22 protein-coding genes and 2 pseudogenes are annotated in these 21,527 nt (G+C 28.2%); 18 read left to right on the top strand and 6 right to left on the bottom strand.

Features of this window, described 5'->3' with window-relative positions:
- Window positions 1-387 precede the first annotated feature (387 nt).
- A complete protein-coding gene (locus CXF68_RS09545) occupies window positions 388-1,230 on the top strand; it encodes a GNAT family N-acetyltransferase (protein WP_101044127.1) in 843 nt (280 codons plus the stop codon).
- A 69-nt stretch (window positions 1,231-1,299) separates the two neighbouring features.
- On the opposite strand, the gene CXF68_RS21090 is transcribed toward CXF68_RS09545, so the two are convergent.
- Complete coding sequence (locus tag CXF68_RS21090) at window positions 1,300-1,422, bottom strand: hypothetical protein (protein ID WP_255398682.1); 123 nt, start codon at window positions 1,420-1,422, stop codon at window positions 1,300-1,302.
- Between the two features lie 1,028 nt (window positions 1,423-2,450).
- Here CXF68_RS21090 and CXF68_RS09535 point away from each other — a divergent pair.
- The 4 genes and pseudogenes from CXF68_RS09535 to CXF68_RS09520 all read left to right on the top strand — a co-directional run bounded on the left by CXF68_RS09535 (window position 2,451) and on the right by CXF68_RS09520 (window position 4,322).
- Entirely contained in the window at window positions 2,451-2,750 is a 300-nt protein-coding gene (locus tag CXF68_RS09535; protein WP_198553787.1) for an AraC family ligand binding domain-containing protein, read from the top strand.
- Window positions 2,751-2,837: 87 nt separating this feature from the next.
- On the top strand, window positions 2,838-3,227 hold the full coding sequence (locus CXF68_RS21185) for an AraC family transcriptional regulator (protein ID WP_101044125.1): 390 nt from the start codon (window positions 2,838-2,840) through the stop codon (window positions 3,225-3,227).
- A gap of 94 nt (window positions 3,228-3,321) precedes the next feature.
- Entirely contained in the window at window positions 3,322-3,798 is a 477-nt protein-coding gene (locus tag CXF68_RS09525) for a cupin domain-containing protein (RefSeq protein WP_101044124.1), read from the top strand.
- 2 nt (window positions 3,799-3,800) lie between these two features.
- Window positions 3,801-4,322: pseudogene (locus CXF68_RS09520) on the top strand (DUF2938 family protein).
- A gap of 55 nt (window positions 4,323-4,377) precedes the next feature.
- On the opposite strand, the gene CXF68_RS09515 reads toward CXF68_RS09520, so the two are convergent.
- The gene (locus CXF68_RS09515; RefSeq protein ID WP_101044123.1) at window positions 4,378-4,839 is read right to left on the bottom strand and encodes an Lrp/AsnC family transcriptional regulator; all 462 of its coding nucleotides are present in this window, start codon (window positions 4,837-4,839) and stop codon (window positions 4,378-4,380) included.
- Window positions 4,840-4,950: 111 nt separating this feature from the next.
- Between CXF68_RS09515 and CXF68_RS09510 the strand changes: the two genes are divergently transcribed.
- Together CXF68_RS09510 and CXF68_RS09505 are read left to right on the top strand one after the other, a co-directional pair.
- Window positions 4,951-5,433, top strand: coding sequence for a peptide deformylase (locus CXF68_RS09510; RefSeq protein ID WP_101044122.1), 483 nt, complete (start codon window positions 4,951-4,953; stop codon window positions 5,431-5,433).
- A complete protein-coding gene (locus CXF68_RS09505; protein WP_101044121.1) occupies window positions 5,424-6,557 on the top strand; it encodes a diaminopropionate ammonia-lyase in 1,134 nt (377 codons plus the stop codon). Before CXF68_RS09510 ends, CXF68_RS09505 begins: the two co-directional genes overlap by 10 nt.
- 132 nt (window positions 6,558-6,689) lie before the next feature.
- On the opposite strand, the pseudogene CXF68_RS09500 reads toward CXF68_RS09505, so the two are convergent.
- A pseudogene (locus tag CXF68_RS09500) lies at window positions 6,690-7,136 on the bottom strand (transposase); the annotation flags it as partial.
- 298 nt (window positions 7,137-7,434) lie between these two features.
- Between CXF68_RS09500 and ribB the strand changes: the two are divergent.
- The gene (gene ribB, locus CXF68_RS09495) at window positions 7,435-8,097 is read left to right on the top strand and encodes a 3,4-dihydroxy-2-butanone-4-phosphate synthase (protein WP_101044120.1); all 663 of its coding nucleotides are present in this window, start codon (window positions 7,435-7,437) and stop codon (window positions 8,095-8,097) included.
- Window positions 8,098-8,688 carry a Crp/Fnr family transcriptional regulator gene (locus CXF68_RS09490; RefSeq protein ID WP_101044119.1) on the top strand — a complete coding sequence of 197 codons (591 nt, stop codon included), beginning with the start codon at window positions 8,098-8,100 and terminating at the stop codon, window positions 8,686-8,688.
- 468 nt (window positions 8,689-9,156) lie between these two features.
- Here CXF68_RS09490 and CXF68_RS09485 read toward each other — a convergent pair whose 3' ends face one another.
- The gene (locus tag CXF68_RS09485; protein ID WP_101044118.1) at window positions 9,157-9,771 is read right to left on the bottom strand and encodes an FMN-dependent NADH-azoreductase; all 615 of its coding nucleotides are present in this window, start codon (window positions 9,769-9,771) and stop codon (window positions 9,157-9,159) included.
- A 119-nt stretch (window positions 9,772-9,890) separates the two neighbouring features.
- Between CXF68_RS09485 and CXF68_RS09480 the strand changes: the two genes are divergently transcribed.
- From CXF68_RS09480 to CXF68_RS09470, 3 genes are all read left to right on the top strand, one after another.
- Window positions 9,891-10,256 (top strand): helix-turn-helix domain-containing protein, encoded by a 366-nt coding sequence (locus CXF68_RS09480; protein ID WP_101044117.1) that lies wholly within the window; start codon window positions 9,891-9,893, stop codon window positions 10,254-10,256.
- Between the two features lie 662 nt (window positions 10,257-10,918).
- Window positions 10,919-12,721 (top strand): right-handed parallel beta-helix repeat-containing protein, encoded by a 1,803-nt coding sequence (locus CXF68_RS09475; RefSeq protein ID WP_101044116.1) that lies wholly within the window; start codon window positions 10,919-10,921, stop codon window positions 12,719-12,721.
- A gap of 838 nt (window positions 12,722-13,559) precedes the next feature.
- The gene (locus CXF68_RS09470) at window positions 13,560-14,024 is read left to right on the top strand and encodes a GNAT family N-acetyltransferase (RefSeq protein ID WP_101044115.1); all 465 of its coding nucleotides are present in this window, start codon (window positions 13,560-13,562) and stop codon (window positions 14,022-14,024) included.
- Between the two features lie 530 nt (window positions 14,025-14,554).
- Here the strand turns inward: CXF68_RS09470 and CXF68_RS09465 are convergent.
- The gene (locus CXF68_RS09465) at window positions 14,555-15,103 is read right to left on the bottom strand and encodes a cysteine hydrolase family protein (protein ID WP_198553785.1); all 549 of its coding nucleotides are present in this window, start codon (window positions 15,101-15,103) and stop codon (window positions 14,555-14,557) included.
- Window positions 15,104-15,237: 134 nt separating this feature from the next.
- Window positions 15,238-16,080: a helix-turn-helix transcriptional regulator gene (locus CXF68_RS09460; RefSeq protein ID WP_101044113.1), complete on the bottom strand. Its 843-nt coding sequence runs from the start codon at window positions 16,078-16,080 to the stop codon at window positions 15,238-15,240.
- A gap of 391 nt (window positions 16,081-16,471) precedes the next feature.
- On the opposite strand from CXF68_RS09460, the gene CXF68_RS09455 reads away from it, so the two are divergent.
- The 6 genes from CXF68_RS09455 (at window position 16,472) to CXF68_RS09430 (ending at window position 21,469) form a co-directional block, all read left to right on the top strand.
- Window positions 16,472-17,056 (top strand): Crp/Fnr family transcriptional regulator, encoded by a 585-nt coding sequence (locus tag CXF68_RS09455; protein ID WP_101044112.1) that lies wholly within the window; start codon window positions 16,472-16,474, stop codon window positions 17,054-17,056.
- Window positions 17,057-17,152: 96 nt separating this feature from the next.
- A complete protein-coding gene (locus tag CXF68_RS09450) occupies window positions 17,153-17,506 on the top strand; it encodes a nuclear transport factor 2 family protein (protein ID WP_101044111.1) in 354 nt (117 codons plus the stop codon).
- Between the two features lie 32 nt (window positions 17,507-17,538).
- The gene (locus CXF68_RS09445) at window positions 17,539-18,114 is read left to right on the top strand and encodes a YceI family protein (protein WP_101044110.1); all 576 of its coding nucleotides are present in this window, start codon (window positions 17,539-17,541) and stop codon (window positions 18,112-18,114) included.
- A gap of 832 nt (window positions 18,115-18,946) precedes the next feature.
- A complete protein-coding gene (locus CXF68_RS09440) occupies window positions 18,947-19,780 on the top strand; it encodes a Sir2 family NAD-dependent protein deacetylase (protein WP_101044109.1) in 834 nt (277 codons plus the stop codon).
- 102 nt (window positions 19,781-19,882) lie between these two features.
- Entirely contained in the window at window positions 19,883-20,671 is a 789-nt protein-coding gene (locus CXF68_RS09435; protein ID WP_101044108.1) for a DUF2314 domain-containing protein, read from the top strand.
- Window positions 20,672-20,872: 201 nt separating this feature from the next.
- Entirely contained in the window at window positions 20,873-21,469 is a 597-nt protein-coding gene (locus tag CXF68_RS09430) for a Crp/Fnr family transcriptional regulator (RefSeq protein ID WP_232771633.1), read from the top strand.
- Window positions 21,470-21,527 lie beyond the last annotated feature (58 nt).

The following is a 21,527-nucleotide window of genomic DNA, read 5'->3' as shown; positions in this document are numbered from 1 at the left end:
AATAGGTTTTTAGACAGTCTGACGTTAGCTATAATTCAAGACAAGACATTAAATAAGGATTACTCCCCCATTCAATAATTTAATTATATCACCCTCTATTTACAGTTCTTTTATTTCTTAAAAAGAGACAAAACCTTACTTAACATTAATAACAAAGTGGACACAAAAACGCATTTTGTTTTTGTTTTGGCAAACATAATATCAATTAAAAGAAACTAAAGGTACATAAACCCTAATTATAGTATATTTTTGAGTTTTCAATTACATAATAATTAATGTTACTGACAAAGTATTATACTGAAATTAATACCCAAAAAAGAGTTCTAATACAAATAGTGATATCTCAGTAATCTTTAATTTCGTTACATTTGTTTTTTTCAAAAAAATATGGGATTAGTAAGTTCAAAAGAAATTGCAAAAGCACTAAATGTTAGTAAAGCAGGGTTTTTAGGAACCTTTATAGGTTGGATTGTGTTAAAAGTATTACGAATAGATGCTATTAATCGATTGTATGACAATAATAAACATCTACCAGATATTGATTTTTTGAGAGGTATTTTAAAGGATATGAAAGTCAAGTATGAAGTCTCTGACGAAGACTTAAAGCGTATTCCTAAAAACGGCTCCTTTATTACAGTTTCAAACCACCCAATGGGTGGAGTAGATGCAATATTGCTTTTAAAAATAATGCTAGAAGTTAGACCAGACTTTAGGGCTACTGCTAATTTTTTTGCGCAAAGAGTAGTGCCAGTAGAATCTATCATCATTCCAGTAAATCCTTTTGAAAATAAAAAAAAGGAAATTGGATCCTTAGGAGCTTTTGAGAAATGTCTAACGATTATAGGAGAAGGAAAGCCTTTAGGGCTTTTTCCTGCAGGAGAAGTGTCTACTATAAAAGATGGGGATATTTTTCAAGATAGACAATGGGGACGGTCACCTATAAAATTAATTCAAAAATCTCAAGTACCCGTAGTGCCATTATATTTTCATGCTAAAAACAGTAATATATTTTATTGGCTTTCCGGAATTAGCGGTTTTTTACGTACCGCAAGACTACCTTCGGAGTTTTTTACTCAGAAAAAAAAGATTGTTAAAGTTAGAATTGGAAATCCTATATCTGTAAAGGACCAAAATGGACATACCAACATTGAGGGCCTCTCTAATTTTTTAAGAGAAAAAACATATACCTTGGCTAATTCATATGATGAAACATTTAACTCTTTAAAATAAAAACTGAGCTAATAGATAGTGATAGTAACCTGTTGCTTCCATTATAACTAATGATTCTTTAGGAAGGTTTTATAGAAAGGTTTTAAAACCAGACGCATCATTTTTAAATTGATTATGACCGCTTTTACTTCCATGAACATCAAATACATCTTTGCTAATGTCAACTCCTAAAATTTCCTTATATTTATTCATAAGAACTGTTTTATGAAAGAATAAGCTACTTGACTCACAACAACTTGAAATCGAGATCTAGGTCTCACAGAACTGAACGTGATTTTTAGTAGAAAAGAGAGCCAATTACCAATGTTGCCAAAATTTAAGCTTCACCGTATAAATTAACCTTAATTCTCTCTTTATTCTTTCTGATTTATATGTCTTAAATTTAACCCTTTTATTAAATTGTTAACTTAAGATGTGTATAAAACATAGCTATTTAGTGCTTTACCTAAGGTTTGTGCTTATTTAACAAGTCCGTTAGGTAGCAATTACAAGAATAGTGAAATAGATGACGGAAAAAGATTTAAATATTGACCTAGAAAAGCTTCAATCTGAAGCTCTAAATAATGGAGGTACATTCCGATTTTTAAAATCACCAATACAAAAATAAAGGTAATCTTGAAGAATCGCTTAAAAATATCATTAAAGAAGTAAAACTCGCTTCTGTTTATAATGAACAGATTAAAGATTTAATTATTGAATCAATTGACCACTGGTCACCATATTCTGGTCCTTGCCCTGAAAGGAATGAAAACAGCAAAAATTATGATAGATTAAAAGCAAGTTTTGTTAAAAACCTGTTTCATTTTTTGGATAAAAAAGGTCTTGCCGATATATATCGTGTTAAAAATTTAGACTCTTGGCTTAATGAAGTTATTGAATCAGGAATTGACCATATCAATGAAGATTTCATTATTCAAACTGATGGTGGGAGTTACATTCTACATTTAGGATTCAGTTCATAAAAAAAGCACCTAACACTATATATAGCAAATTGGGCGATTATTATTTAAACCAAAATATTATTATCTATTTGTAAAGTCGCCAAATCTTTTGCTTTGGTATTAAAAAAACACGAAAGATTTAGCTTGTGGCTAATCCGAAAAACATAGAAAACATCATCTTACCAAATGCAAAAAATTACCATTCGAAAAATAAAATAACCTCATTTTTTAGGAAGTTTTGAGATGATTAATCTTGGAGATTTGCTGGTTGACAAAAATATGAAAGAAGGTTTACATCGGCATAATTTCTTTTTCCTTATGATCTTAGAGCAGGCAAGTCGTAAACATCATATTGATTTTAAAAATTATCACGTAGTCTCAAACACTATTTTTATAATACCTTCTGGGCAAGTTCATGAACTAATCCTTGAACAAGGTAGTAAAGGCTATCTTATTACATTTTATTTTAGCTTCTATTCTCATATTCATAGCTATAAAAAAGAAGTATTTCAGAGAGCAACTTTAAATAATCTTTACCATTTAGACAATGAAAAATTTACTAAAATTTTAGCTATTTAAAAATGTCTCTTTGATGAGTTTATTAATAAGGGGTTAAGTTCTGAAGAAGTAATTAAAGCTAATTTGGACATTCTGTTTATAGAGTTAATGCGAGAGGTTTGGGCTAGCAATACTTCAAACAAGCAAAATGCCCCTAAGAAACAAGAACTACTGGAAAAATTTACACAATTATTGGAAAGCGAAATATGCACAAATAAACAAGTTAACAAATATGCCGAGATGCTTTGCATTACGCCATACAAACTAAATACCATTACCAAAAATTTGTTAGACAAAACCAGTTCTCAATTAATCAATGAGCAAATTATTCTTGAGGCAAAAAGATTGTTGCTGGCAACCTCTAATCAAGTAAATGAAATAGCATTTCAACTATGTTATGAAGACCCTGCTTACTTTATCCTGTTTTTTTTAAGAAACATACAGGTTATACTCCCCAAATATTCCTTCAAAATTTCAGATAAGTACAATTATTTTTAAAATTTGTCCTATCAAAACATTTCAATTCCTAGCTACTTTTGTTAAGTCCTTGAACAGGATGAACACAATACTTTAACTAACAAAAATTACAATCATGAAAAAAGACAAATTCTCATTTTTTTGCAAAGCCAATGAAGGAATTCAGGTCATATCCACAGGTAATTTGTATAGAATTATTGCCGATGGTAAAAGAACAAAAAATAGTTTTTCTTTAATGGAAACTATTCTAGAACCTGGTCAAGGAGCACCTCTTCACATTCATACTAGAGAATATGAAGCCTTCTTTATTTTAGAAGGAGAGGTTGCCTTTAATTTAGAAAATTCGGAAATTATTGCTAAAAAAGAAGACTTTATATCTTGTGCACCAAATGAAATACGTGGTTTCAGAAACAATACCAATTCAACTTCAAGAATGTTATTGTTTTATAGTTCTGCAGGAATAGAAGAAATGACCTTGCGAAACGGAACAATTGTAGAACAAGGATTAAAACCGCCCAATGAAGATGAATATGTAGTACAATGCCCTCTTTTATCTGAAAAATATGGGGTTATAGAATTTAAAAGAAAATAAAAATGAATACAGTATTTAAAACTATTCTAATAGGAATTGGAGCTACTTTCACAATGGATATCTATGCCTTTATTTTAAAACTGCTCGGAATTAAAGGACTTGGCTATAAATTTTTAGGTCGTTGGGTTGGGCATATATTTAATGGAAAATTTAATCACAATAAAATATTTGATTCAGTACCTATTAAGTACGAACTAATTACCTAGCAGACAACCAATTATTCTATCTAAATTATCTTCGCTTTTTTATTAGTAATACTGTTTGAAAAAAATTAGCTGAATAATCCTTCACTTTCTCCTGCTTTGGTTGTTGGTTTGCTAACAATGCTTGCACCATTTTTTATAATGCAACCTGCATTTGGGTTTGGTGCTGCAGGTTCAAATTTACCTGACTCAAACAAAGCTAGATTAATGAGCCTGATCATTCACTACATATACGGTTTTGGTTTGTTTGTAACAGCACTAATAGTAAATAGGATTAACTTAGCAACTAAAGTACGAACACATAATAATGGCTATAATTAATACGTGTTTTAGTGATTAAACCAAAGTTTGAAGAAAAGTCTGCTGTTATTTTAACCTAAAGCTGCACATCCAGTCCGACTTTAACCCTATCCATTCCCACAAAAGTTTCAAAACGCTTTATATTGTTATCTTCAAAAAATAAAGCTCTTGTCAGTTTTTCATAATCAGCCATAGTTGGTACAACAATAATTAATACAAAGTCTGCTTTTCCAGTAACATAATAACATTGTTGAACTTCCAGAAAATTTTTAAATTTTTTCTTTGCTTCATCAATGAGTTCGATTTTTTCACTCTCTAATTCAACTTCAACAAATAAAGTTATAAACTTTCCTAATTTTAATGGATCTATTACAGCAATATTAGACTGAATTACACCCGAAACTGTCATTTTCTTAATTCTTCTTTGCACTGCTGCTGCTGATAAATTAACCGATTTGCCAATATCTCGCTGAATAATGGAATTGTCCTTTTGTATAATTGTTAAAATATCTAAATCAAACTTATCTAGTTTCTCCATGTTTCAAAAGTAATTAAAAATGCAATAAAATTGCATATACGTAGTCATTTTTAATAAAAAAACACAGTATTAATGATTTAAATTTGCAAATCATTAATAAAAGTAATTAAAATGAAAACATTAAAAGATTTAGTATTGCTTGGAAACCCTCTTCTATATAAAGTATCTAGCCCCATAAAGAAATCTGAATTACCTCTTGTAACAAAATGGGTTGCAGATTTAGATAATGTAATGAAAGAGATTAGAATGAAATACAATTTTGGACGAGCTATTGCAGCTCCTCAATTAGGAATAATGAGAAGATTAATTTATATGAATATTGAAAAACCTATTGTTTTCATAAACCCAGAATTCACTTATATGAGTGATGAAAAAATGGAAATTTGGGATGATTGCATGAGTTTTCCAAATCTTTTAGTAAAAGTAAAGCGACATAAAAAAGTAACTATAAAATATCTAGACGAAAACTGGGAGACACAAAAATGGGAATTGAAAAATGATTTATCTGAGCTATTACAGCATGAATATGACCATTTGGACGGGATTCTTTGTACCATGAGGGCTATAGATTTAAAATCATTCAAATGGAGATAAAAACTAAAATCAACTCTTCATTTTACATAAATAATGCTACCATAAAAACAGTAGAGAATGTGCCCTTTACTATTATCAAAAAAAGTAAGGCTCTTGAGTTTCATTCTTCTTTACCAATTTATCGACCTACGCCATTAGTCCATTTGCCTAACTTATCTAAAAAATACAATGTAGGTAACATTTATCTTAAAGATGAATCATTTCGTTTTGGTTTAAATTCATTTAAAGCATTGGGTGCTTCTTATGCAATTAATGAAATCCTTAAAGAAAAACCAAACATAACGACTTTTTGTACAGCAACAGATGGAAACCATGGACGAGCAGTTGCATGGTCTGCAAAATACTTTAATAAAAGAGCAATTGTCTTTGTTCCAAAAGATACGACTAACGAACGTATAAAGGCCATTGAAAAAGAAGGAGCCATTGTCGAACAAGTAAATGGAAATTATGACGAAACTTGTGCTCATGCAGAGCAAATAGCCAACAAAAATAATTGGGAATTGATTCAAGATACTGCTTGGAAAGGTTACGAAAGAATCCCTGCACAAATTATGGGCGGTTATTTAACACTCTTTCAAGAATTGGAAGATACACTTCACTTGCCACAAAAGCCAAAAGTAGACATTGTTTTCCTTCAAGCAGGAGTTGGTAGTTTTGCGGGAGCTGGAATCGCTTATTATCTAGAAAAATATGGCGCAAATTGTCCGAAAATTGTAATCGTGGAACCAAAAGAAGCGGATGCCATTCTTTCTTCATTCAAGAAAGGAAAAATAACCACTTCGCAAGGAAATAGCAAAACAATAATGGCTGGGCTTAATTGTGGAACCCCATCCTTAGGTGCTTGGAATTTATTAAAAGCTGGAACATCAGTTTCTATAAAAATTGATGATAAATATTCTAAACAAGCAATTCGGGAACTATATTTTTGTAATGGTTTGGATGAAAAAATAATATCTGGTGAATCTGGTGTTGGTGGTTTAGCAGGATTTATTGCTATAATGATAGAAGATGAATTCAAACATCTTCAACAAAAATTAAATATAGATCATACTACCAATATCCTTTTCGTAAGTACAGAAGGAGCAACAGACATAGATATGTTTAATAGAATTATTCGTTCTTAAGATAAAACTTCACATGACAAAGAACTGAGCTAAAAACCAAACAAATTCTTAATTAAATTCATACAATATTATTCTATGCTCAAAATGCTGCTACTTGGTATTTTGAGCTTTTATTTCCTGTATAAACACTACTTATTTGGGCAAAACAGAAACATAACTTTCATCATAAATTAAACCAGATTTCACAATTGCAAAACTTTGTTTTATTAGTTTATTTGATACTGCTATTAATGCTAATTTCTTACTCTTACCTTTATTTATAATCCGCTCATAAATATTTTTACATGCTTTATTGTGTTTACACGCATTAAAGGAACATAAAAATAAAAGATTCCGTAGCTTTCTATTGCCAACTTTATTTATACTACTTCAACCTCTTATACTACTCCCTGACTCTCGTATTGTAGGCGTTATACCAACATAACTACAAAGTTGCCTTGAGTTTTAAAACTTGGTAAAACCATCGGTGATTATAAGCATAAATAAAGCCGTTTTAATTCCGATGCCTGGAATACTAGTTAATAATGTTAACTGTACTTGTTGTTCTTGTTTTACTAATGATAATAGTTTTTTTTCAATTCCTAAAAAACGTTTATTAGCCAATAACGTCAACCTTAATGCAGAAAAAAAATGAAAATTTTTAAATAACTCCCTTATTAAATTTATAACCAATTAAAAAAGAAAGCTAAAAACAATAATAAAGGATTATTATTAAATTTCCTTTTCTTTAAACTTTATACTTAAAACCTGTAGTACATAATTTATGTACTAAAAGTTTAATTTGTATTTATTAAATAGATTAATTTATTGACCTACGTCAAATAATTTGACTTATAACAACATTAGTTTTGTAGTTGAAAAATTAAAATAATTTAAAATGGTAATTACAGAACTAGATGCACTAAAACTATTTGGCAACAACAGTCAAGAACGGTTAGAAAAAGCATTCACAAATCTTCAAAATGGAAATGGGGTTATATTAATTGACGATATAGATAGAGAAAATGAAGGTGATTTAATATTCTCTGCTCATAACATGACTATTAACCAAATGGCATTAATGATTAGAAAATGTAGTGGTATCGTTTGTTTATGCTTGACCAACGAAAAAGCTGACCTACTTAATTTACCTTATATGATGAAGGAAAATACAAGTAGTTTTCAAACACCTTTTACTATTACTATAGAAGCAAAAGAAGGTGTAACTACAGGAGTTTCTGCTAAAGATCGATTAAAAACTATCCAAGTAGCTTGCAATGAAAATACTAAAAGCAGTGATTTAGCTAAACCTGGTCATATTTTTCCCTTAAGAGCAAATGATAATGGTGTACTAGAAAGAAAAGGTCATACTGAAGGAAGCGTAGATTTAATGAAATTAGCTGGTTTAAAACCAGAAGCAGTATTATGTGAATTAATGAATGATGACGGTACAATGGCTAAAAATGATACGATTATACAGTTTGCCAAGAAACATAATTTGGTTGTTTTATCTATTCAGGATATTATTCAATATCGTAAATTTGTGAGAGACTATAAATAAATGACAAACTATAACGAACTCACAAATTACATAAAAAAGAATATTGATATTGATGACAACGATTTAAAAATAGTGTTATCTCATTTTAAAACAATAAAAAAAAGTAAAAATGAAACTTTACTTTCAAATGGAAAAAATAGCCAGGTTAGTTACTTTGTAAACAAAGGTTGTTTAAGATTGTTCTATTTAGATGAAGAAGGGAAAGATGTTACACGCTATATTGCTTTTGAAAATCAATTTGCTACAGAATTCGTTAGTTTTATAACAAATCAACCTGCTCAAGAATCTATTCAAGTGATTGAAAATAGTGAGCTTTTATATATTACTCACGAAGATTTTAGACATCTTATGAAAATTATTCCCAAATGGAAAGATTTTTATAATACTTATTTAGAAAAGGCATATGTAAATAATTCTAAAAGATTAATTTCATTTACTACTCTAAACGCATCTGAAAGATATAAACAATTGTTTCAAATTAATCCAAATATTGTAAAACGCCTACCAAACAAGATTGTGGCTTCTTATATTAATATATCACAAGAAACATTGAGTAGAATCAAATCTAAATTTTACTACAAAGGAAAATAAGTTAAGATCGATTATCTAAACTTATAGTAAAGCATATCGTGAAATAAAAAATACTAGATACTAACAGTTTATTAAATTAATTGCGAGTGCTCCCCGCTGGTATGAGTGTTACGCTCGTACTTACTTTAATTCTAACACGAGCTTTTTATACTAAACATAACTATAATTCCCCCATCAGAACTAAATCAAATACTTTAATAGAGGTCAGTAGTTAAATACACATCATTAAGTAACTGATTTTAAGCAGAGTGATGTACCTCTTGTTGTCAGTTCGAGCGCAGTCGAGAACTATTAGCCTCTAAAAAATAGGTTTCGACTACGCTCAACCAGGCATTACTCATGGTGTTCCAATTAAAATATAGGTAATTATCTACTGACCTCTTTACTTTTAAATAAAAAAACAGGCTGAAAAAGGGAGAATATTTAACGAACTTATTAGTATTTATACAAAGGTTAAGTTAACTAGAATTAATACCATTTCTCACTTACTACTTTAATCTCTTCTTTTGCTTCCTCTATCATTTGTTCAGACTTATCTGCATATTGTATCATACCAAACTTATTAATAGCTTCAGCTGAAATACCAAGAAATTCAAAACTTGTAATTAAAAGAGGTGTTGCAAAATTAACACTTTTATAAGGTTCCATTCCAAAATCACTCCCACTTGTCATTAAAATTAAAGCTTTTGTGTTTTCGCATAACCCTTTAATACCTGTTTCAGTATATGTAAATGTTTTCCCAGCCTGTATAACGGCATCAAACCAAGCTTTTACTGGTGCAGGAATTGAAAAATTATACATCGGGCTCGCTAAAACAACAAAATCTGCATCTAGTAATTGGTACATCATTTCATCATTTTTAGCTAAAACTTTCTGTTGCTCATCATTAAGTTCTACTCCACCAAAATTTCTATTTACATAAAGGTTTAAATTTTCTTTCAACAATAAATCTGGAGCCTCTTCAGCTAAATCAATAAATGTTATTTCTGTTTTCTCCTTATTATTCTCTATAAAGAAGTCAAGCATTTTTTTTGTATTCGAGTTATCTCTTGGTGTATAACTTATTATTAATGTTTTCGTCATTTCTAATATTCTTTTATTATTGAGTAACAAATTTATATTAAATTTGATATACAAAGTATACTACTATACTAAAGGATACCAGTATCCTTTAGTATAGTAACTATTGAAATAAGTTTAAAATGAAGACAAAAAAAGATAAAACTGATATTTACACACCAACCGAGTGTAAAAAATTTATTCTTCCTGTTCGAGATGTTATAGACATAATTGGAGGCAAATGGAGATTACCAATTATTATAGCGCTTTCTTTTAAAATTCATAGATTTAAAGAATTAGAACGTCAAATTGAAGGAATTACTCCAAGAATGCTCTCTAAAGAGTTAAAGGAATTAGAAATAAACGGCTTAATAAATAGAGAGGTATTTAACACGATACCTGTTTCTGTTCAATACAGCCTTACCGATTATGGAAAATCATTAGATAAAGTAATTGAAACAATGCGAGATTGGGGCTTAACGCATCGTGATAAAATTATTAATAAATAATTATGCTTAGCAAAAAAAGGAGCTAAAAAACCAAGATAATTCTTCATTAATTTCACTAAATACTAAGCTTAAGGTAATATCATTAAGCATTTTTAACTTATCATTTTTTACAATACATAAACCTATGTTTCATCATATGCTAATTCTGATTTTACAATTGCAAAAATTTATTTTATTAGCTTATTAGAAGCTGCTATTAAAGCTAATTTACATCCCATAAATATCGGCTTCTTACAAAAACATTTTCAAATTATAGCTTGAGAATAAAAATTAGTTCCCATTAATTTATAAACCCTATTAGTGTTCAATTTTTGTAAGTATTGTTATTTGTACATTTTTAAAATTATTAAAAAAAAACGTACAATAAATAAAGCTAAACTACTGTACACTCGTTAATAAATAAAAATTACAAGTGTACAACTATGTACATTTTTAGTTTTAATAAAAAAAACCTGTACATCATCATACAGGTTTAAAATATTTAATAAAAAAATATTTTAATGTAAAAATTTCATCCGTAATCAATTACTTAAGCGCTTCTTGTGATACAGATTCACAAATACCTTAAACCAATCACAAAATATTGGTATTATTCTATTAAATTTGAAATAAAAAAACGACTATGTATTTTAAGAATAAAAAACACAAAGATATTTACAATTATGAACTTTAAATATCTAGCCCTGCTAAGTTACTTTATATTATCAATTTCTTGCAAAAAGAATAAATCCAATATTGAACATAAAGTTAAAGAAACAATAGTACAAGGTGCTCCAAAACCGAATGAAGCTACTAAAAAAAGAATAGATACTCTTTATTACAATGAAAATTGGGATACAACAACCAAAGATAAAGCTTCTTTCTTTCGTCCTTTAAACTTCCTTAAAAAGGATGATTTATGGATCATTAGAGATTACTATATTACTGGTGAATTACAGTATGAAGCATATTCAAAAAATAAAATAGAAAAAATTTGGGAAGGTGATGCTATTTGGTTTGAAAAAAACGGAGCTATATCGCAACAAACAAGGTATTTTAGAGGTATCGAAATAACAGGCGATAATAAAAATGAAATTGAACAGGAAAAAATGTATGAAACATATGACATAGAAAAAATCGCAGGAGAAGTTTTAAAATCTAAAGAAACTGGCTATATTTTAAATGATACTATTCCTGACAATCTATTTCTATTCAATGACGATTACACGGATGTAATACCTAATAAAAGACTTATAATTCAATTAAACTCAGAAGAAGGTCTTTATTATCAAAATGAATTTACCTTTAACAAAGACAACTATTTAGATAAAGCTTATTTTGAGAACAACCAGTTAATCTTAAAATTCAAAGATGAAAGAAGATTAACCAATTGGAAACGTACTTTACATTTTAAACTACAAGAACTAGATTCAATAGAATCGATGGATTATGACGAATATTATGAACCTGAATTTATTCTTCAAGAAGATAAAAGTTTTGCAGAATACCCTATACTCAATAAAAAAGATTATAGTAAAAGAAATACTTCTCATTTTGGCGATTCAATATACTTAAGGTCTTTAAAATTTAAAGATACGACCAATAATTATACCTGGAGTAGCTTACAAAAAACAACCAATTATCAAGATACTTTATATAATGATAATGATGTTGAGGACATTAAAATATATTCTTTTTTAGATAGCATTAAAGACAATAAAACTATTCATATAAAAAAAGGAGTTTATAATTTTTCTAAAATATCTTACCACAAGTTTGAGGCATCAGATAAAGAAATCACGGTAGATTATGGAGAGCTATCTATTAAAGGTTATTCAAATATTAAATTTATTGCAGAAAAAGGAGTTTATTTTGTTTCCAACGATACGCATTCAGACGTTGTTGATTTTACAAATTGTAATAATATAGAAATTAACAATATACATGCTGTGCATAATGTAAAAGAAACGTTTTGTGAAGCGCCTGTATACGGTATATGGAATTCAAATAATATAACATTTAATAATTGTATTATAGATGGTAGTGGTAAATATGGTTTTTATATAAATAATAATTCTAACAGTATTAGAATACTAAATTCTACAATAACAAACTGTTCTAGAAGCGCTTTATATGTTTCCAAAAGCAATATTTTTATGGATAACGTAAAAATAATTAATAATGATTTTGAAGGCTGTATTATTAATCTGAATGATTCTTCTTTAGAGCTAGAAAATTGTTTAATAGAAAAAAACACCGTGAAAGCTTACTATAGTTTCGACTTTAGAGATTCTAATTGTAAAATAAGTAACAGCACAATTAATATAGATTTAGATTCTAATAATGAATATATCTTTAATATTTCAAGTAATAAAAACAACACCTTAGTTGAACATTCTACTATCAAAATAAAAAACAAAGAAAAATTATCTAAAGAAAAATCACCAAAACTTAGATTTATAGATTGTACTTTTAAAGAAATGTAGAGCCAGATAAACTAATCAACAAAATGATCTGCCCTGAAAATTGTCATAATCGATGTTTTTTAGTTTTTTAAAATAGAAACTGAGCAACTTTACCTAATAGATATTAAAAATGAGAGAAAATAACTGTGGTATTAATTTACTAAAAAAACTAAAACAAATTATACTCCAATAATTATTTTAGATATTATTTCAATCATGTATCAACTACATAAAATATGACTTTAATATCACACAATCTCTTGCTAGTGCATTATCAATATTTGTATTTTAGACCATAATTAACCTCCTATATTCAAAGGTTTTAAACCTACACAAACCAGTTCCATTTTTAATAAAATGGTGGCAGATTTACGGATTTATAATTTTGTTAGAATAATAGTAAATTGAATTTATTTTTTATAACTAGAATGATTATTCTGTACAATACAAAAAAATAAATTCTAGGATTGTACACGCTCGTACAATTTTAAAAATAAAAAAACAGGATTGTACAGCCATGTACAATCCTGAAAAATAAAATTTAAAAACAGTACAAAAACAAGCAAAAATAAAACCAGTTTTAATCACTTATTTTAAAAGAATATTATAAAAATCTATTTTTTTATGCACAAGAGTTGTTCTGTTTAAGATTCGAGACAATCTATTTATTGATATTAAAAAAAATAAGTCAATAATAAAATATGTGTGTTGTGCTGCTATAAACTATTTTAGAGGTGTTAAAGATTTACTACCTTGATACACATAAAATAGATATATAGTTAATATTAACTATATATCTATTTTAGCTACAAGCTTGAAAAATGTCCGTACCCAATTTATTACATTCAAAAAACAAAACATGAACATTAAAATTAGAAAATCAACAGAAAAAGACTTTCCTCAAATACTATCTTTAATCAAAGAGCTCGCTACTTTTGAAAATGCAGAAGATCAAGTTAAAAATACTGTAGAGCAAATGGTAAAAGATAAAGATTATTTTGATTGCTTTTTAGCAGAAACTGAAACTAAAGAAATCGTAGGTATGGCTCTATATTACTTTGCTTATTATACATGGGTAGGTAAGTCTTTATATTTAGACGATTTGTATGTAAAACAATCTGTTAGAGGAAATAAGATAGGCTCAAAATTACTAGAAAAACTATTTGATATTGCTAAAAAAGAAAACTGCAATCGCATACGCTGGCAAGTATTAGATTGGAATGAACCCGCAATTCAGCTATACAAAAAAATGGGAGCAAAACTTGATCCAAACTGGTATAATTGTGATTTTGATAAAAAAGCAATCAAAGAAGTCATCATATAAACAAACTAGAAGATTACCTAGTTCTTATTAAATGATATAAATATGTTTATTCATTATACATACTAAATTCTTTAAAAGTAAAATAAATTAGCTGACCTAGAGAATTTATTAATACCTGTTGCCAACAATATGTCTAAAACATAGCCCGTTTGTATTTTCCTAAAGGTTCGTGCTTATTTACAAAGGTCTCAAAATTTTATAATTTGGCTTTTAAGTAATTTACGATAAAAACAAAATTATAAAAGTTTAGCTCGTGCATAATTCTAAAAATTAGCACCCTTTTATGTGCTACGCTTCATACACCAACCGCTAGAATATACATCTTATTATCTGTAATATAGAAATTCCGACAAATACATTTTATAAATTCATAGCCTAAAAACTTAATCAAAACACTACAAAAATAACCATTTAATTAATAATTTCAAGTTGTTAAATGGGGGTATTTCAAATATGACTTCTATCACAAATTTGATGATCTATAAAAATAAAAAGCTACCAAAAGAGTAGCTTTTTATTAAAATATAAAATTATAGAGTAGCTATCACTTCTTTTGTTGATTTTACATCTGCATAAGCAAATGCTAGAGAAGCCATAAAAGCAGCATGTACATATTTAGCTGGTACTTTTACATCATTAAACTCTAAGTCTAATGTTGCACAAGCATCATGAGCAACGGTACATTTGTAACCAAAGTCGTTTGCAGCACGAGTAATACCACCAATACACATATGACTCATAGCTCCACACACTAAAACTCTTTCAATATTTTGTGCATCTAAAATTTCTTTCAAGTTTGTTTCACGAAAGCTATTAATAAAATGCTTTAAAACAACTGGTTCATTTTCTAAATTTGCAACCGATGAATGTATTTCCGCACCTTTAGAATTAGGTCTAAAAAATGGAGCCTCAGTTGTTGTAAACTCATGTCTAATATGCACTACAAGCATGTCATTTTCTCTTGCAAAATCAAGTAATTCTCCTGCTTTTTTTGCTGCTGCTTCTGTTCCTACAAGTTCCCAATCACCACCTTTAAAATAATCATTTTGTAAATCCACTACGATTAATGCTGTTTTCATAATATTTTGTTCTCTAGCTATAGAATTAATTTCCTACACTGCAAAATTATACACAAATAGAAAACAACAATTTACTCTAAAGTTTTTTGTTTTTGCTCTAAAGTTATTCAATAATATTTAAATAAAAAACTACACTATTCTCTAGTTTTAACAGGACTATAACTATATTTTTCTTTATAGACTCTAGAAAAATGAGAAATATTTTCGAACCCAGATTGATACGCAATATCCGAAATAGCACCTTCTGTTGTTCGTATTAAATAATTGGCATAAGTTAACCTACGGTCGATTAACCATTTCATGGGTGAAGTATTAAATTCTTTTTTAAAATCGGTCTTAAAAGCACTTAAACTACGTCCTGTTTGTTTCGCTAAGGTTTCTAAATTAAGATTTTTGGTGAAATTAGTTTCCATATAATAAGGTAAGTCTAACTTTTTATTATTAACCAAATATTTAAGGAACGATACATACTTTTTATCCTTAGACTTATCCAGAATTTGCAATAAAATTTGATGTAGTGAAAGTTTAGTAATACATCCTCTATATTCTCTATTACTTTTGATCACATTAATAGTTTCATGAACATTAGACAAGATAAATGGTAAGGTTTGAAAGGTAAAAGGAGATATTTCTGCATGTATTATTTCTTTTGAATAGGAAATAACATGTTCTTTTAAAAAACTTAAAATAAAAGGGTTTTCAAAATAATAAACTACGCTCGAATAATCTTCGGTGCTTTCAATAATGTAATTCCCTCTTTTTCTAAATTGAATCGCATTTTTTTCAAGTTTTTGCACATCTACAGAACTAATAACTGTACATGCCCCACTCAACACTATTTCTAAACAATGTTTGGTTTGTAGAATTTTTTCATCTAAAAAACTCTTATTTTTTTCCATATAAAAAGCTTGTATATCTCTTTTTATACTCTGAATGCATACGTGCTCTTTTTCTAAATATTCTGGAAATTGTAACATATTTTTTTAGTATTGATACTAATATCAAGCACAAAAGTATAAAATATCTTCTAAAAACATTTTGATAAAACCGTTAATACAACTAATCATTAAGTAACTAAATTATAAAAAATAATCCCATCATCTTTCTATAGATCATTTCAAAAAGATAAACCTAAAGTTATAACGAGTCAATTATTGTTTAATCCAAAAGTTGCATTTGTAACTTGAACCCTACTATCATAAAAAATAACGCTTGCTAACTTAAGTAGTGTATAAAAAATTGCTAAATTAGTACTTAAACAAAGTCAATTGCATTTTTGTTACGTCAGAATTTATTTCAGAAATTCCTCGCACACAAAAACGTAATTTTCCATACACAAAACCGTTAAAGTACAAGCTTGCCTCTACTATGAATAATAAATCGTTATTAGAATACATAAATAAATTCATTACGCTAACTGATGAAGAAGAAACCTTTTTACTTTCTAAAATAGTTCATAGAAATTACCTTAAAGATCAATATATAGCACAACAGGGAGATATATGTAAAACCGTAAATTTTATTATTTCTGGATGTACAAAAACATTTTATATGGATCTAGAAGGTCAAGAACATATTGTAATGTTCTCAATTGAAGATTGGTGGACATCCGATTTAGGAAGCTTCATAACACAAACCCCTGCTGACTTTAATGTTCAATGCATTGAAGGCACACAGCTTATTCAGTTTACCTACGATAATCTTGAAGAGTTATACAAAGAGATTCCCAAACTCGAACGTCTTTTCAGAAAGATTGTAGAACGTGCTTTTGCAGCTTCACAGAAACGTATTATTAGAAATTTTAGCCTTACTGCCAAAGAACGCTATCATATTTTTAAAGATAGCTACCCTGCTATTAACCAACGAATTCCTCAATACATGATTGCTTCTTACCTAGGTATTACTAAAGAGTTTTTAAGCAAAATTAAAAGCCAAATCATACAAAACCAATAAATGTTAATCTAGTTTAACATCATTTCATAATCTACTTCATTTTCTGTCATTTCATAGTTTTAGATATTTGTACTATACTATTTAAAACAAAAAAAAATGAATATACTTTTAGAAAAAATTAGTACCGTTAATGACATGATTCTTCAAGGAAAAGCCTTGGAAGCTTTTGACCAATTTTATCATGACGACGTAGTTATGCAAGAAAACAATAATCCTATTATTGAAGGTAAAATAGCCAATAGACAACGTGAAGAAGAGTTTTTTGGTGCCATTACAGAATTTAGAGGAGCTCAACCTTTAAAAGTAACCATCGGAGAAAACACAACCATGGTAGAATGGCATTTTGATTATACACATAAAGATTGGGGAATTAGAAATTACAATCAAATTGCTGTGCAAGAATGGCAAGACGGAAAAATAATTAAAGAAAAATTTTACTACGGAGCATAATTAAACGAAATAAAAATTTAAAAATAATAAAAATGAAAAACTTAACTAAAAACACAGTACTTATTGCAATACTTGCATTTATTACATTCTCATTTACTACAATTAACAGTAAAAAAGAAATTAAAATAAAAAACAGTAACGTTGTTTGGAAAGGGTATAAAGTTACCGGTGCTCATCAAGGAACAATAGCTATTAAATCTGGACATTTAAATTTTAATGAAGATAAATTAACCGGTGGAGAGTTTACTATAGATATGTCTTCAATTTCGAGTACCGACTTACAAGGTGAATACAAAGGTAAGCTAGAAGGTCATTTAAAATCTGATGATTTCTTTGGTGTTAAAAAATTTCCAACAGCATCTCTAGTTTTCAAAAAAGTAAAATCTGTTAGTAAAAACGCATATAAAATAATAGCAGACATTACTATTAAGGGTAAAACTGAAAAGGTTTCGTTTAATCTTTCTGTTTACGGAAATAAAGCAAATGCATCGTTAAAAATTGATAGAACAAAATTCGATGTAAAATATGGCTCTACAAGTTTCTTTGATGGATTAAAGGATAAGGCTATTTATGATGAATTTGATTTAATTGTTGATTTAGAATTTTAATAAAAATCATTAATTACAAGGAAAAATCAGTGCCTAATAGCATATATAAAAATAGTAAGATTAGCGCAAGCCATTAGGTTTGCGCTTTTTTAGTATCTTTAATCCATCAGGAATGGATAAATATTAATCTGCGAATCCGTATGCCTTTAAAAAATTAAATTTGAAAATAAAAATAACATTATACATCGGAGTTTTAATTTTCAAAGTTGTGCATCATTTCAAAAGAATGTTTCAAATCCTACTCTTTTAAATGAAAAAAATATAACTGAATTAAATGGAAAATATAATATTCTAAATATTGAGGCTGACTCTATTCAAAAAAAAAACTGGATACATAACAACTTCTTAAGAGAAATTGATTGCAAAAAATTAAAAAACACGCTGGAATTAGATAATTTAAAAACTTATGAATTTGAATTAAAGGTAATAGATCAAAAAAATATAAATTTTAAGTTTGTTGAAAACGGAAAAGTTTTTAAAGAAATACCACTAAAAGGAAAATTTAAAAAAGATGGATATTTTTACCTAAAAAATAAGAATGTTGAATTCTGGGGAGTTCCTTATTTAGCAGGAGCTATTCATATTAACAAAAGTCGCTTAAGTAAAACAAAAGAAGGAAATCTAATTTTTGATTTAGCACATCATCAATCTGGAGCATTTTTTTTAGTTGCTTTTCTTGATGGAACAAATTGGAAGTATCGAAAAATATATGAAAGGAATCAATAAAACACTCAATTAACACAACTCTTATTATATAGTAATTACTATTTTAGTAAGTTTAAATTTATACTTACTTTTATTGTTAACTCTGTAACATTTTTTTGCTATTAAAATGGATAAATTAAACAATATAATAGAAGAAGTATTATTAAAAGAAAAACGAAATAAATTTACTTTTCTAACTGGTGCAGGAATATCTGCTGATAGTGGAATTCCAACATATCGTGGATCAGACGGAATTTGGGTTAAAGGAACTAAGTTTCATAAACCTGAAGAGTTTGGAACATATAAATACTTTACAGAACATCAAGAAGAAGTTTGGCAATACACATTGTTTAGAAAAAAAATGATTGAAAGCGCTAAACCAAATAAAAGTCATAAAATACTTGCTGACCTTGAAAAAATATTAAATGATCGATTTCATTTGATAACCCAAAATATCGACAATCTTCATAGAAGAGCTGGGAATGAAAACATTTACGAAATTCACGGAAACTATAGAGAAGTTAAATGCTCTAAAATCTGTAATAAAATAATACCTATTCCTAACAATATTACAGGAAAAGATATAAAAGAAGAGCTTAGAAAAGATGAAATTAACGCTTTAAAATGTACTGAATGTGGAAATTGGCTAAGACCAAATATTTTATGGTTTGACGAATACTACAATGAAAAAACGAACAAAAGATTCAGCTCTTTAAAAATTGCAAAAAATAGTGGAATTCTTTTTATTGTTGGAACATCAGGTGCAACTAACTTGCCTTTAGAAATTGCCAGAACAACTTTAAAATATGGTGGGTATGTTATTGATCTGAATATTGAGGATAATCATTTTACGGAACTTTTAAAGAATAAAAAAAGAGCACTAATAGTTAGAGAGCGAAGTAGTGAAATACTTCCTATAATAAAGGAACAAATAGAAAAGAATCTAAAAAAAACTATCTAATTTATTAGGTGTAGTCTACTTACAAAAAACTATTTTTTTCAATAATTCTATGCTTCAACATCTGATTAACGAAGAAAAAAACATTAATTGATATAAAAAGAAATGGGAATATTTAGGAAAAAAAATAACAAGAGTGAATCAAATAATGAAGATATTTTTTACGCACAACAAGATGATAAAATGAAAAATGCCTATATACAGGCACAACAGAATTTTAAATATTTTTGGAGAGAACTGTCTTGGGAATATAGACGAATAGTTCCTGCACATGACTTTGCAATGGTAAAAATTCCATTCGAACAAATAGTCGCTGAACAAACAGCGCCACTGGTTGAACATATGTGGATTAATAACATCAACTTTAATGGTGAGTTTATCACTGGTGAATTGGTAAATACCCCAAATGAATTAACTAATGTTACGAAAGGAGATTTAATATCAAAAAAAATCAACGAAATAGATGATTGGATGCTAGCAATTCAAGGAAAAACATATGGAGGTTTTACAATTCAAGCAATGCGCTCTGAAATGAACGAGGAAGAAAGAAAAAATCATGATGAAGCTTGGGGATTGGATTTTGGAGATTATAATGAAGTTTTATTGGTTTACAAACAAAAAGAGAACCCTGAAAATTTACTAGAACATCCGATGAGTAAAAATATGGTTGAAAATATGCGCATATTTTTAAAAGAAAATCCAAATGAAATAGCTACAAAAGATGAGCACGGGCTCACCATTTTACATAAAGAAACAATTGCTGGTAATAAAATAAATGTTGAAATTTTACTAGAATTAGGTGCTGATAAAACAAATAAATCTAAATCAAATAAAACAGCTTTAGAATATGGAAAGTTAATGAATTGGGAGACTATAACAGAACTATTAGATTAAACAACTTCCATTAACAAAAGCTTTTTTTACAAATTTATATAATATCGTAAATTAACCAATCCCTAGAAAGGGGTTGGTTTTACTTTAGTTTTCATAAAAAAATAAATGTTACCCTCTACGCTATTCCCCCATTCAAAATCTGTAAATAATCTATAAAACAACGTAAGATTACATGTATCTTTATATTATAAAAAAATAAGATTGACAAGAGAAAAGCACATTTCAGAATTAAGATTAAAATTTGAAAGTTACGCTCCAATTTCTAATGAATCTTGGTTGTTAATTGAATCGATAATTTCATTTAAACAATTAGAAAAAGATGAAATTCTACTAAGAAACGGGCAAGTTGCAAAAAATGTGTATTTTATTTGCAAAGGGGCTATGCGAGCATATGTAACAGATTATGAAGGAAACATTTACAATAAAAATATTTTTCTTGAAAATGATTTTGCTGGGTCTACCGTCTCATATTTATTAAAAACCCCATCAAACTTCACATTAGAAGCACTTGAAAAAACGATTCTTATTAGCCTTGATTATAAAAAGTACAGACAGTTTATTGAGCTAAATATCGATTTAAAAAATTTCTATATCGCTTATTTAGAAAATAATTGGATTATTGAAAAAGAGCAGCGAGAAGTTTCTTTAGTAATGGAAAACGCGACTGAAAGATATCTAAAACTACTTCAAAAACATCCAAATATCGATCAACGAATACAAAAACTACATATCGCTTCGCATTTAGGCATTACCCCTACACAATTAAGTAGAATAAGAAAAAACATAAATAAAATTTAGTGAATCGACATATGTAAAGGCACAACTTTATTTCCCATTTTATCTTTGCTCTATTAAT

It is taken from the genome of Tenacibaculum sp. Bg11-29 (genome assembly GCF_002836595.1).
GTDB lineage: Bacteria > Bacteroidota > Bacteroidia > Flavobacteriales > Flavobacteriaceae > Polaribacter.
The sequence above is the reverse complement of the archived record's forward strand: the minus strand, read 5'-3'. Positions and strand labels throughout refer to the sequence as shown.